Source organism: bacterium, assembly GCA_018814885.1.
Classification (GTDB): Bacteria; Krumholzibacteriota; Krumholzibacteriia; order LZORAL124-64-63; family LZORAL124-64-63; genus JAHIYU01.
This window is the reverse complement of sequence record JAHIYU010000098.1, coordinates 1-13,456: the sequence shown is the minus strand read 5'-3', so window position 1 is coordinate 13,456 and position 13,456 is coordinate 1. Positions and strand designations below refer to the sequence as shown.

General features: G+C 67.9%; 4 protein-coding genes, 4 tRNA genes and 1 other RNA gene. 7 read left to right on the top strand and 2 right to left on the bottom strand.

Translation table 11 applies throughout. The features are described 5' to 3' along the window. Positions 1–21: 21 nt before the first annotated feature. Both KJ554_06070 and KJ554_06065 read right to left on the bottom strand, forming a co-directional pair. A complete protein-coding gene (locus tag KJ554_06070; GenBank protein MBU0741901.1) occupies positions 22–4,635 on the bottom strand; it encodes a fibronectin type III domain-containing protein in 4,614 nt (1,537 codons plus the stop codon). 67 nt (positions 4,636–4,702) lie between these two features. Further along, positions 4,703–10,516: a fibronectin type III domain-containing protein gene (locus KJ554_06065; GenBank protein MBU0741900.1), complete on the bottom strand. Its 5,814-nt coding sequence runs from the start codon at positions 10,514–10,516 to the stop codon at positions 4,703–4,705. A gap of 519 nt (positions 10,517–11,035) precedes the next feature. Between KJ554_06065 and KJ554_06060 the strand changes: the two genes are divergently transcribed. The 7 genes from KJ554_06060 to dnaX all read left to right on the top strand — a co-directional run. After that, positions 11,036–11,112: transfer RNA gene (locus KJ554_06060), tRNA-Arg, on the top strand. A gap of 80 nt (positions 11,113–11,192) precedes the next feature. Beyond that, positions 11,193–11,636 carry a nucleoside deaminase gene (locus KJ554_06055; protein ID MBU0741899.1) on the top strand — a complete coding sequence of 148 codons (444 nt, stop codon included), beginning with the start codon at positions 11,193–11,195 and terminating at the stop codon, positions 11,634–11,636. Positions 11,637–11,725: 89 nt separating this feature from the next. Then, positions 11,726–11,813, top strand: a tRNA-Ser gene (locus tag KJ554_06050). A gap of 17 nt (positions 11,814–11,830) precedes the next feature. Then, positions 11,831–11,920: transfer RNA gene (locus KJ554_06045), tRNA-Ser, on the top strand. Positions 11,921–11,947: 27 nt separating this feature from the next. After that, a tRNA-Ala gene (locus KJ554_06040) sits at positions 11,948–12,023 on the top strand. A gap of 37 nt (positions 12,024–12,060) precedes the next feature. Further along, positions 12,061–12,158, top strand: an RNA gene (gene ffs, locus KJ554_06035) — signal recognition particle sRNA small type. A gap of 74 nt (positions 12,159–12,232) precedes the next feature. Beyond that, positions 12,233–13,456: DNA polymerase III subunit gamma/tau (gene dnaX, locus KJ554_06030; protein ID MBU0741898.1), on the top strand; the 1,224-nt coding region annotated here is incomplete at its 3' end.

Here is a 13,456-nt window from a genome sequence, read left to right as displayed (position 1 = left end):
CCTGCGGCTCTCGCCATGGCCTCACTTGATCATCATCAGACGGCACGTCTCGGTCCGGTCCGCCGCGACAAGCCGCGCGAAATACAGGGATGACGGCAGGCGGCGGCCCCGCTGGTCGGTTCCGTCCCAGACCACCTCGTGATGCCCGGCCGCCAGCTCCCCTGCGACCAGGGTGCGCACCAGCCGCCCGTCCACCGCGTACAGCTTGAGCGTGACGTCGCCCCGGCTAGCGAGCGAGAAACGCAAGGTCGTGCTGGGGTTGAAGGGGTTCGGGTAGTTCTGGTGGAGACGCGTGCGGTCGGGCACGGCCAGCTCCGGATCCACCGCCGTGGTGGCGCCGCAGGTGATGGTCACCTCTTCCAGCACCGGGGTACGACGATCGTCATCCGAGACCAGGTCGGCGCGGTACTGGACGTAGCGCGTGGCGACGCCGAGGGAGCCGCCGGGGCCGGGAACGATGCCGTAGTCGGTCCAGGACGCGTCGGGCAGCGGCGTATGCCCGCAGCGGGCGGAGATCAGCACCGAGGTCCCCGGGGGTTCGGTGCTCAGCCAGTCGACCGCGTCCCAGATCACGGTCTGACCGGCGTCGTACACCGCGGAGACGTAGCTGCCCGCGGTGGCGAAGGGCGTCATGCGCAGCCAATCCACGGCGAGCACGATGCCGTCCACGGTCGTATCGCTGATCATGGGGCGCAGGGGCACCGTCACGTCGATGTCGTGATGCGCGGCCAGTTCGCCGTCGATGTAGTAGTCCACGCTGCCGACGTTCCAGTCTATGCGGAAATCGTGAGGCGCGCCCTGATAGACGCTGGGCAGCGTCTCGTCGAGGTACACGTCATCCATCCGGGTCCGGGCCTTCAGGCCCGAGCCGCTGCCGCCGGTGCTGAAGATGGCCCAGGAGAACTCGCCGAACGTCACGCCGAAACCGACGTGCTGGTTCGTCACGTTGTCGAAGGTGCCGCGGAACTCCAGCGAGCGGCCCGGCGCGAAGAGGGCGACGGTGCCGGGACGCGTGCCGTCCACCGTGATGGTTCCGCCCATCACGGTGGTGCTGCCGCCGGGGGCTTCGGCGATCAGCGTCCATCCCTCCGGCAGGTCCGTGCCGGAGAACTCGGCGCCCACCGTGGGCTCCAGGATCACCTCGCCGTCCTGCGACTCAGACACGTAGGTCCCCGCGTGGTCCCCGCCGGCGAAATCGGCGACGGCGCTCTCCGCCAGACACGGCGGGTACGGCGTGAGGAATGTGGCGGGCGAATCGAGCAGCGGCGGCTCTGTCGCCGCGTTGTCCGCCGGGTCGGTCGAAGTCACGCGGAAGTGGTACAGCGTTCCCGGCGCCAGTCCGGTCAGTTGCAGGCTGTGGCTCGTGACCAGCGCGGCGTCGCTGACCTCGGTATCCAGGTTCCCCGGGGCGGTGCCGTAGCCGATCCTCGAGTCCGCGGGCTCGTTCGTGAGCCAGGTGACGACCGCAGTGGCACCGCTCGTGCCCGGCGCGACCGCCAGCTCGGTGATGAGCGGGGGAGTGACGTCGTCGCCGAGTTCGCAGTTCAGGGCGAAGTCATCCAGCCGGGGCGTGACCAGGGGATCGGCCGTCGACAGCACGAGACGGTACTGGAAATACTGGCTGGCGCTGCCGATGACTGAACCCGAAGCCGGCAGCAGGGTGTACGCCGTCCACGACCCGTCGGGCACGGGCGTGTCGCCCAGCCGGTAGGAGAGCTCGAGACCGGTGCCCGCGGGTTCCGCGCCCGTCCAGAAGGCGGCCCCCCAGGTGGACACGCTCAGGGCGTCGAAGACGCGGGACGTGAATTCGCCGTCCGTCGCGTAGGGACTCATCCGCATCCAGTCCACGGCCAGGGTGGGGCCGCCCAGGTAGCGGTCGAAGGCCACCGGATGCAGGTCCTGGGCCGGGCTGAGATCGTGATGGATCACCGGCGTGCCGTCGATGAAGTAGTCGACGGCGGCCGCGCGCCATTCGATGCGGTAGAGGTGCGGCGCTCCCAGATATCCCGCGCCCAGCGACGTGATCAGACCGGTGGCGACGTCCAGCCGGGTGTGGGCGCGAAGCGTCGCCCCGTCGCCATAGGTGCTGAAGATGGCGTAGGGGTACTCCTGCAGCGTCAGGCCGAACCCCGCGTGCTGGTTGATCGCCGCGCCGAAGGTCGCGACGAACTCGAGCGAGCGGACCTCGTCCCCGGTGGGGTAGGCGAATACCGCGTCGGGATGCGCGCGCGCGCCGTCGAGGGTCAGCAGGCCGCCGGCCACGACCGCGATGCCGCCGGGATCGGCGGGAGGAGCCGACCAGCCGGCCGGCAGGACGCCGTCCAGGAACTCCACGCCGATCTCCGGAGCGAGCACGAGTTCGCCGTCCGCGGTGGCCGCGAGATGAACTCCCGCATCGAAGGCGCCGGCGGCGAAGTCGGCGATCTCGATGTCCGCGAAGCACACCGGAGGAGGCGTGGTGAACGAGAAGGCGCCGACCGGCGGCTCGGTGGCGGTGTTGTCCCAGTAGTCGCTCGAGACGACACGGTAGTAGTACGTCGTGCCGGGGTCCAGCATCGGGAGCTGGAGGGTGTGGGCGAGGACCAGGGCTGACGCGTCGGCGCTCAGGTCGAGGTCGCCGGAGTCGGTCCCGTACTCGACACGCGAATCGGCCGGTTCGTCAGTGTCCCAGGTGATCGTGGCCGTGCCGTAGGCGCCGACGGCGTGCTGCACGTCGGTGATGAGAGGCGGCGTCAGGTCCTCCTCGTAGGTCGCGGCGTAGCTGCCCGCCCCGGCGCCGAAGATGGCGTAGCTGATGCCCTTGATCTCTTCGATCCGGTATTCGATAGGCAGCCCGTCGCGGGTGATCTCCGCGATGGCGCCCGTGCTCCAGATGGATGGGAGCATGCCCTCGAGATGCAGCGCGTTGGGCGCCTGCACCACGTCGCCGAGCAACGTGCTGCCGTCCCAGGTCAGGTTCTGCCAGGAGGAGGCGTTGCGGGCGTCCAGCCAGTTGAGCATCTGCCGCGACGTGATGATCGGCACGTCCCGGGCCTGGGCGGCGGCCACGATGACCGGCGCGTTGTAGGAACCGTTGGACGCCTCGTAGTCGGCGTGCATGTTCGCCGTGAAAGCGCCGTAGTAGCCGTCCGGCCCCAGGGCCCCGTCCAGCAGGGCATCGATCGTGTGGGGGTAGGTCTGGCCGGACTCGTCCGTCATCTGGGTGGTGGCCTGGAAGACGTCGATCATGCCGCCGCCGAAGTCGGTGAAGCGCATCGGCATTCCCGAGCCGGTGAACATGCCCGGGTGCGCGTCGATCTGCCAGGCGGTGACGTTCTCGTAGTAGTAGGTCACGTCGAGCCGGATCCCGTAGCCGTACTGGACGATGGGGCGCGAGTCGTAGTCGGCCCAGGTCACGCAGTGGGCGCGCTCGCTCAGGGGGCTGGGGATGCTGGCGTATTTCGCCACGAACGGGGGGAACTGGGCGTCGTAGATGGCCTGCAGGGCGGGCAGGTCGGGCCACGGCGTGTCGCAGCCGGTGTTCGAGTGGATCGAGATCTCGAAGCCCAGCGCGTCGTAGTAGGCGGCCTGGGCGTCCGTCATGGGATTGGTCGCATAGATGTAGGAGCTGGACCGGACGCACTCCCAGTCCTCCAGGACGCAGCCGGGGGGGCTCTCGACCAGATGCTGTTCGAAGCGGTCCATGGACCAGGTCGTGCCGTGGTTGTCCTCGGTCAACAGGACAACGGCCTTGTGGCCGTTCGGGAAGTACCAGAACCGCGGCAGCGGCATGCTGTTCTGGTTCATGTGCAGGATCAGGTTGGCCAGCAGGCGCTGCTGCTCGTCGGCCTGCGGGATGGCGACCTTGTCGAGGTCGATCCAGTCGTCCACGCCCGGGGTGTCGCCCACGAAGAGGTCGTTGGTGCGGATGCGGCCGTCGCCGTCCCGGTCCTGGGCAGCCCAGTCGGGATTGCCCTGGCGCGTCAGGACCGCCGAGCGGGCCAGATCGTAGGCGAAAACGGCGAACTGTCCGCCGGCCGCGCCCACGTCGCGCAGCGTGACTGCGGGATGAGAGGTGGGCGTCGTGGCGTCCGCGTAGAGCGTGGCCACGGTGGCGGCGCCCGCCAGATCGTACAGCTCGGCGGGGCCGTGGTACTGGATGGTCTCGCCGACCAGTCCGCGACCGGGGGCCGCGCCATCGTCGATCAACAGGTAACCGTTGGACAGGGTGTCGGCCGCGCTGGCCACGCCGCAGATCCCGTACAGCAGGGGATCCGGCCGGAAGGCGATCACGTTGCCCCCCTGATCGAGGTACTGCTGGAACTTGGGCGGATAGAGGGAATTCAGGTGCATCTCGGCGATGATCACCAGGTCGTAGGGATCCATGGTGCCGATGTGCACGTCCCGCACGTCGATGACCTCGAATTCGTTGAAGCCCTCCGTACGCAGGATCTCCGCGTAGTAGTAGGACAGGGGGAGGTCGTAGTTGGTGATCAGGAGTATGGGACCGCCGGGCCCCTCCTGGGGCGTCTGCGCGAGGGCCGGGGCGCCTCCGCTCGCCACCAGGGCGACCAGGACGATCAGGGCCGGAATCCAGTAATACCCGCCGAGGTGTGCTCCCGCGCGGGTCTCCGCCGACGACGTGTGGTAGAACATGTTGCTTGCCCCCATCTGGTTCGAGAGCGGGACGCGGCCGTCGGCCGCATCCCGCATTTCGGAATGACTACTTGATGAGCATCACGCGATCGGTGCCGATGTGGTCGGCAGACACGAAGCGGACGAAATAGGCCCCGGACGCCAGGCGCCGTCCCGCCTCGTCGGTCCCGTCCCAGGTGACGTCGTGATAGCCGGCGGGCAACGGACCGTCCACGAGGGTCCGGACCAGCCGACCGTCGACGGCGTAGAGCCTCAGGGAGACGCGGCCCGCGCGCGCGAGCCCGAAGGAGAACGTCGTGCGCGGGTTGAACGGGTTGGGGTAGTTCGGCCGGAGTACGGTCACGGCTGGAACATCGGGCTGGTCGGGCACCGACACGGCCGTGCCGCACATGACGCTCAGCTGTTGCAGCGCAGGCGTGACGGCCGGGTCCGCAGTCGTCAGATCCGCCCTGTACTGCAGGTAACGTCCCGTCACGGGGAGTTCCTGCCCGGAGGTCGGCACGGACACGTAGGCGGTCCAGCTGCCGTCCGGCGTCGGCGTTTCGCCGGCGCGCGCCAGCACTGTGATCCCGGTGCCCGCAGGTTCGTCGCCGACCCAGCCGATGGCGTCCCAGTAACCCATCTCACCGCTGTCGAAGATGCGCGACTCGAAGCTCGCCGCGGCTACGTAGGGTGTCATCCGCAGCCAGTCCACGGCCAGCGCATAGCTGTCCACGGTCGTGTCGCTGACCAGCACGCGCAGGCTGGACGTGACGGAGATGTCGTGATGAGCCACGGGGCTCCCGTCGATGTAGAAGTCCACTGCGGTCGTCTGCCAGTCGATGCGGAACAGGTGCGGTGCGCCCTGGTAGCCGGCGGCCAGCGTGGTGTCGAACAGCACGGCGTCCTGCCGCGTGCGCGCCTTCAGGCCCGTGCCGCTGCCGCCCGTGCTGAAGATGGCCCAGTGCAATTCGCCGAAGGTCTCGCCGAAGCCCACGTGCATGTTGGTCACGTTCTCGAAGGTGCCGTAGAACTCCACCGACCGGCCCGGCGCGTAGAGCGCATCGCAGCCCGGACGGGCGCCGTCCACGACGAGCTGGCCGCCCGTCACCACGGCCGTGCCTCCGGGAGCCTGCGCGTAGAGGGACCAGCCGCCCGGCAGGCTGTCGCCCTCGAACTCCGAACCCTCGGTCGGGATCAGCATCACCTCGCCGTTGTAGGTGTTGGCGACGAGGTGGCCGGTGCCCGTGCCGGCCTCGAAATCGGCCACCACGTCGTCGAATGCGCAGGCCGGCAGGGGCGTGACGAAGGTGGCTGGCGGCTGCGCGGGGGGCGGCTCGGTGGCGGGGTTCGCCGCCTCGTCGGCCGACGTGACGCGGTAGTAGTAGGTAAGGCCGGGTATCAGGCCGTCGACCTGGATGGTGTGGTCGGTGACCAGGGCCGGGTCGCTCACCGACAGCCGCAACGGGGCCTCGATGATGTCGTGGTCCACCCGCGAGTCGGCCGCTTCGTCGGTCGTCCAGGTGATGGTGACCGAGGTGCCGTCCGGTGACGGCGCCGCCGCCAGGTCGGTGATCGTCGGCGGTATCTCGTCTGCCGGGATCAGACAGGCGATGTGCATCTCCTCGAGGGATGGCGTGACAGACGTGTCGGCGGTCGCCAGGTCGACCCGGTACTGGATGAACTGCGAACTCTCGCCGATGACCGTGCCGCTGACGGGGAGCGAGGTGTACGGCGTCCACGAGCCGTCCGGCACGCCCGTGTCGCCGGCCCGGTAGTAGAGCAGCAGGCTGGTGCCGGCGGGTTCCTGGCCGGACCAGAAGGCCGCGTCCCAGTCCGCCACCGCGCCGGCGTTGTAGATCCGCGACTCGAAACTGCCAGCGGCGGCGTAGGGGGTCATGCGCAGCCAGTCGACGACCAGGTCGGTGCCGTCGGCCGTGGAGTCGTTGACCAGCGGCCGCAGGTCGGACGTGACGGCGATCGGGTGGCTGGCGACGGGGACGTCGTCGACGAAGTACTCGACATGATCGACGTACCAGTCGGCGCGGTAGAGATGGTACGCATCGAAGTAGCCGCTGCCGATGCTCTCGTCGGTGTATGTGTCGTCCTGGCGGGTGCGCGCGTAGAGTGCGCCTCCCGAGCGGGTCGAGAACATGGCCCAGTGCAGCTCGGTGTAGGTCTCGCCGAAGCCGGCATGCTGGTTGGACACGTTCCGGAAGATGGCCCTGAATTCGACCGAACGCTCCGGGGGGTAGAGGGAGCCGGGACCGACGCGTCCGCCGTTGAGGGTCAGCACGCCGCCGCCCACGGTGGCGCTGCCGCCCGCGTTGAAGTACGTGTACCAGCCGCCGGGCAACGCGTCGCCGCCGAAGTCGCTGCCCGCGGCGGGCATCAGGATGAGCTCGCCGTCGTCGTATTCGGCGATGGCGACGTCGCCGTCGGGGCTGCCTGCCTCGAAATCGGCCGTCATGTCATCGACGAAACAGTCCGGCGCCGGCGGCACTGGCGTGACGAAGGAGGCGGCCGGCTCGCCGAGCGGCGGTTCGGTCGCCGCGTTGTCCGCCTCGTCGGTCGACGTGACGCGGTAGTAGTAGATGGTGCCCGGGTCCAGCCCGGTCAGGTCGAGGCTATGCGAGGCGACGAGAGCCGTTTCGCCCACGCCGAGCGGGAGGTCCTCCGGATCGGTGCCGTAGTCGAGCCACGAGTCCGCCGGCTCGTTGGTCTCCCAGGTGACCGTCGCCGATTCGCCCTCCGGATCCGGCGTCGCCGTGAGCGCCGTGATGATCGGTGGCACCTCGTCGTTCCCGACCAGACAGCTGATGGCGATATCCTCGAGCGCCGGCGTCAGGCCGACGTCGGACGTGCTCAGGTCCGCGCGATACTGTATGAACTGCGAGTTGATAGCGATTGCGGCGCCGCTCGCGGGCAGGAGGGTGAATGGCGTCCAGCCGCCGTCGGGGACGAGCGTGTCGCCGGTCCGGACGTAGAGCTCCAGCGTCGTGCCGTCCGGCACGTCGGCGGTCCAGTTGGCCGCCTCCCAGAACGACGTGGCGCCGGTGCCGTGGACGTGCGACTCGAAACTGCCGGCGGCGCTGAAGTCGGACATGTGCACCCAGTCGATGTCCAGGGTCGGCGCTCCCGTATAGCGATCGAAGAACACCGGGCGCAGGTCGGTCGTGATGCCGTAGGCGTGCTGACCGACGTGGTCGCCGTCGATGTAGTAGTCGACGGTGCCGGCGCGCCATTCTATCCGGTAGGTATGGGGCGCGCCGAGATAGCTGGAGCTGATCGACTCGGACAAGCCCGTGCTGGCGTCCAGACGCGTATGGATGAAAATGGCCCCGCCGGTACCGGAGGTGCTGAAGATCGCGTACGGATATTCCTGGAACGTGAGTCCGAAGCCGGCGTGCTGATAGATGCCGGTGTTATAAGTGGCCTTGAATTCCAGCGTGCGCACCTCGTCCGCGACCGGATAGGCGAAGGTGGCGAGGGGATGGGCGCGGGCCCCGTCCAGGACCAGAAGTCCGCCGCCTACGACGGCGGTGCCGTTCGGATCGGCCACGACGTTCTCCCAGTCGGGCGGCAAGGCGGCGCCCGCGAAGATCTCGCCGACGGTGGGCGCCAGGACGACGGCTCCGTCACCGATCTCGGCGACGAAAGTCCCGGACCCGGTATCGCCGGCGGCGAAGTCCTCGACGATCTCGTCGACGAAGCACGGCATGCCCAGCGTGAAGAAGACGTGTTCGCCGGCTGCAGGATCGGTGGCGGCGTTGTCCCAGGCATCCGTCGCGGTCACCCGGTAATAGTAGACCGTGCTGGCTTCCAGGCCGGTCAGGTCGAGGGCGTGGTCCGTCACGTACGCGCCGCCGGTGACCGACTGGTCGAGCAGCATGGAATCGACGCCGCAATCCACCCGCGATGCTGCCGGCTCGTCGGTCTGCCAGGTGATCGTGGCGGTGCTGTAGTGGGTCTGGCTGTGGGCGACGTTCGTGATCACCGGCGGCGTCGTGTCCTCGTCGTATTGCGCCACGTAGCTGCCGTCCTCGGCCGTGTAGATGGCGTACTCGACGCCCTTGATCGTCTCGGTCAGGTACGCGAGGGGAGAGCCGTCGAAGGTGAGGGAGACCAGGGTCCCGGTCGCCGAGAGCACGGGCAGCATGCCCTCGAGGTTGAGCGCGCCCGGGTCCTTGACGACATCGAAGGTGAGCGTGTTGGCGCTCCACGCCAGCGAGGCGAAGGACGAGGCGTTGCGCGCGTCGAGCCAGTGCAGCATCTGGCGCGCGCTGATGACCGGCACGCCCCGCGCCTGGGCCGAGGCGACGATGATGGGCGCTTGCGTGGAACCGTTCGACACCTCGTAATCGGAATGCATGTTGCAGCAGAAGGCGCCGAAGTAGCCGTCGGGGCCCAGCGCCCGGTCGAGCAGGGCGTCCACGGTGAAGGGGTAGCTCTGTCCGGACTCGTCGGTCATCTGGGTGGTGGACTGGAAGACGTCGACCATGGTGCCGTCGAGGTCGGCGAAACGCATCGGCAGGCCGGACCCGGTGAACATGCCGGGATGACCGTTGATGTTCCAGGCCGGCGTGTTCTCGTAGTAGTAGGTGTTGTCGATGCGGATGCCGTAGTCGGACTCGATCTGGGCGTTGGAGAGCCAGTCGCTCCAGATCACGCAGTGGTTGCGGTTGCCGTCGGGATTGGGCAGGCTCGGATAGGCGGCCTGGAAGCCCGCCATCTGCGCGGCGTACATGCTCTCGAGGTGCGCGTAGTCAGTCCAGGACGTGCAGCCGGTGTTAACGTGCAGGGCGACCTCGAAGCCCTGGCCGGTGTAAGCCGCGGCCTGGGCGTCGGTCATGGGATTGCCGGAGTAGATGTAGGCGGTGGCGCGGACGCATTCCCAGTCCTCCAGCGCGCAGTCCGGTGGGCTCTCGGCCAGGTGCTGGTCGAAGCGGCCGGTGGTCCAGCCGCCGTTGTGATCGTCGCAGGTCATGACCACGACGGCCCGGTGCCCCTGGGGGAAGTACCAGAAACGGGGCAGGACCACGCGGTCGCGGCTCATCTCGATGATCAGGTTGGCCAGCAGCCTCTGCTGCTCGTCGGCCTGGGGTATATGGACCTTGTCCAGGTCGACCCAGTCGTCGACGCCGGGGTTGTCTCCGATGAACAGGTCGTTGGGGCGCACGCGGGAATCGCCGTCGCGGTCCAGGCCCACCAGCGCCGGATTGCCCTGGCGGGTCAGGATCACCGACGCGTTGAGGTCGTAGGCGAAGGCCGCCGCCTGTCCGCCCAGCGCGCCCACGGCGTTCAGGGTCAGGGCCGGGTTCGTCGTCGGCGTGGTGGCGTCCGCGTAGAGGGCGGCCAGCGCTGTCGCCCCGTCCAGATCGTAGAGATCGGCCTCGCCGTGGAACTGGATCGTCTCGCCGACGAGCCCGCGACCAGCCGTCGACGTGGTGTCGATCAGGATGTAGCCCTCCGCCAACGTGCCGCCGGCGGGTGTCAGGCCGAGCAGACCGGCCAGCTGGGCGTCCGGGCGCATGGCGATCAGGTTGCCGCCGCCGGTGACCCAGTCACCGAACAGCCCGGCCTGGAACGAGGTGAGCGGCGTCTCGCCGAGGATGACCACGTCGTAGTCCGCGAGCAGGAGCGCGGAGACCTCGGAGAGGTCGACCACGGCGAAGGCGTTCAGCCCCTCCGTGCGCAGGATCTCGGCGGCGTAGAGCCCGAAGGGATTGCCGGTGTCGGCGACCACGAGAATCGGACCTCCGGGGCCCTCGGTCATCGACTGCCCGGCTGCGGCGACCGGCGACAGGCAGGCGGCGCCGAAGACGAGGCAGAGCAGGAATCGCAGGATGAGCGGACGTGAGGTCCGGATGCGGAGAGTGTCGAGATCGTCGTGCGATGACATGGTCTACCTCCAGTGAATTTCCAGGGGAGCGAGGAAGTCGAGCGTAATCCGGCCGGCAGCGATGCCGGGTCCGGGCAGGGACCTGCCGGGGGCGGCGGAGCCGGTCCAGTCGTATCGGAAAGCGGTTCGTCGAACAACGTTCATATCACCGGCCATGCAGCCGTGGATCCTGATCGGACCCTGGTGCAGGTCCGTTGGTTCTGGGCCCGATATTGATCATCTCCACACAATCCAGAGGTAACTATATCACAGAAATGACGGCATATTGTGATTATTCTGGGATAATTCTATTCAACTGGAGTTCATCGGGGGATATTTCCCGCCGCGATTGATAATCGATCTGTCCGGAGGCGACCGGCGCCCGGTCCAGCTCTTTCGGCTCGTGCCGCGTAACAAACTTGTTTTCAGGGAGATACGTCGTATGTCGATGCGCCGGTCCATTCCTCCCGCAGCGAGATGGACGACGGGCCGAGGGACCGGGTTGCTGCCCGTTGTGCCTGGTGATATATTCCACGCGACGCGCCCGTAGCTCAACTGGATAGAGCATCTGACTACGGATTAGAAGGTTGGGGGTTCGAATCCCTCCGGGCGTACCACGTCGCATTGCCGTTCATCGGGGCCGGAGGCCGTCGCCATGAGTCTGGAAGGGGAAGTCTTCGCCACCCACGAGCGCTGGATGCGCGTGGCTCTGGAGGAGGCGCGGCTGGCCGGGGACGCGGGCGACGTGCCGGTCGGCACCGTGATCGTGCGTGAAGGTGTGCCCATCGGGCGGGGGCGCAACCAGGTCGAAGTCCAGAAGGATCCCACCGCTCACGCGGAGATCCTGGCTATCGGTGCCGCGGCGTCGACGCTGGGCGACTGGCGCCTGGACGAGTGCATCCTCTATACCACCCTGGAGCCCTGCACCATGTGCGCCGGCGCCATCCTGCTGGGGCGTCCCCGCTGTATCGTCTACGGCGCGCGTGACCCGCGGGCGGGTGCGCTGGTCTCCACGGGCGACCTGCTCGCCGCGAATCCATACAACCTGGATTTCGAGGTGATCGGCGGTATCCTCGAGGCGGAATGCGCGGATCTGCTGCGGACATTTTTCCGCGATTTGCGCGGGGTCGGAGGCCGGTAAGCCAAGCCCTGACTGGGCTGCGGGGCGATCCGCCCCAAGTTGCTTTATATTCAAGCACATGTTATATTGCGGCCCGCGACGACCCGGGCGGAGAGTTGCGAGAGCGGTCGAATCGGCACGACTGGAAATCGTGTGTACCGCGAGGTACCCAGGGTTCGAATCCCTGACTCTCCGCCAGTCCGCATGACGAGCGGGGAGAGGTGCCGGAGTGGTTGAACGGGGCGGTCTCGAAAACCGTTGAGCACTTAGGTGTTCCCAGGGTTCGAATCCCTGCCTCTCCGCCATCGTCGATGTTGCCAGGAAATCAGGGTGGGGATGTAGCTCAGCTGGGAGAGCACCACGTTCGCAACGTGGGGGTCGGCGGTTCGAGCCCGCTCATCTCCACCACCCTTTACCGGGGCAGGACGCCCCGCATGATATGGTGGGTCAGGCCCGGTGCGACGCCGGCGAGCTAACTCCGTCAGGACTGGAAAGTAGCAGCGGTACGCGGTAGTCGACGTGTGCATCGCCAGCCTGGCCCGCTCCTCGATCCGGATCATTCGCGGCGATTCCCGTCGCGAAGAGGCCGGGTCCGCACTCCAACACCCCTGGGAGCCATGTCCTACCGCGCGCTGGCCCGCAAGTACCGTCCCGCGACCTTCACCGAAGTTGTGGGCCAGGAACATGTGACCCGGACCCTGCGCGCGGCCCTGCGCAAGGACAAGCTGTCCCACGCCTACCTCTTCTCCGGCTCGCGCGGCTGTGGCAAGACCACCGTGGCCCGACTTCTCGCCAAGGCGCTCAATTGCCGCGAGGGTCAGATCGATGAGCCCTGCGGGGTCTGCGGGATCTGCCGCGGCATCGCCGCCGGCACCTATCTGGACGTGCTGGAGATCGACGCCGCCTCGCACACCGGTGTGGACAACATCCGCGAGCTGCGGGACATGGCCCAGTACACACCCAGCCAGGGGTCCAACCGGGTCTTCATCATCGACGAGGTCCACATGCTGTCCAAGGGCGCCTTCAACGCCCTGCTGAAGATCCTCGAGGAGCCGCCGGCGCGCGTCTTCTTCTTCTTCGCCACCACCGAACCCAACCGCATCCCGCGCACGATCCTCTCGCGCTGCCAGCGCTTCGACTTTCGCCTGCTGACCCGCGATGAACTTTCCGGACGCGTCACCGAGATCGTCGCGGCCGAGGGCAAGGAACTCGACGCCGGAGCCCTGCGCCTGGTCGTGGCCCAGGCCGAGGGCTCCATGCGCGACGCCCTGAGCATCCTCGACCAGGTGCTTGCCGCCTGCGACGACACCGTGGACGAACAGGCCATCATCGAACTCTTCGGCCTGGTTCGCGCCGATGTCTTCACCGAACTCAACGAGGCGATCCTGGCCCACGACCCGGCGCGGATCCTGCAGATGGCCGAGAACGCGGCCGCGAGCGGTGGCAACCTGGACGATTTCGCGCGTGAGCTGGTCGACAATTTCCGCCATCTCCTGCTCCTGCGCATCGATCCCGACCTGGCGGCGGGCATCCTCCTGCCCGAGGATCAGCTGCAGACCCTGTTGCAGCAGAGCGAACGCTTCGCCGTGCAGGATCTGCTGGCCCTGCTCGACCACGCCAGCCGCGGCTTCGAGCGCATCCACCGCAGCACTCAGCCGCGCGTGCTGCTGGAAGCCCTCCTGGTGGAGCTGGCCTTGCTGGAATCCCGCGTCCTGCTGTCGGATCTGGTGCGCCGTTTCGAGACCCTGACCGGCATGCCGCACGCCGGTGGCGACGCGGGCGGGACGGCTCCGGCCGCCAGCGGAGGGCGAAAGCGCCTGCCGGGTGCGGCGGGCGGTGCG

Excerpts from the sequence above, each read along its gene's own strand:
- KJ554_06070 (MBU0741901.1), bottom strand. The coding sequence starts at position 4,635 with ATGTTCTACCACACGTCGTCGGCGGAGACCCGCGCGGGAGCACACCTC.
- KJ554_06065 (MBU0741900.1), bottom strand. The coding sequence starts at position 10,516 with ATGTCATCGCACGACGATCTCGACACTCTCCGCATCCGGACCTCACGT.
- KJ554_06055 (MBU0741899.1), top strand. The coding sequence starts at position 11,193 with ATGCGCGTGGCTCTGGAGGAGGCGCGGCTGGCCGGGGACGCGGGCGAC.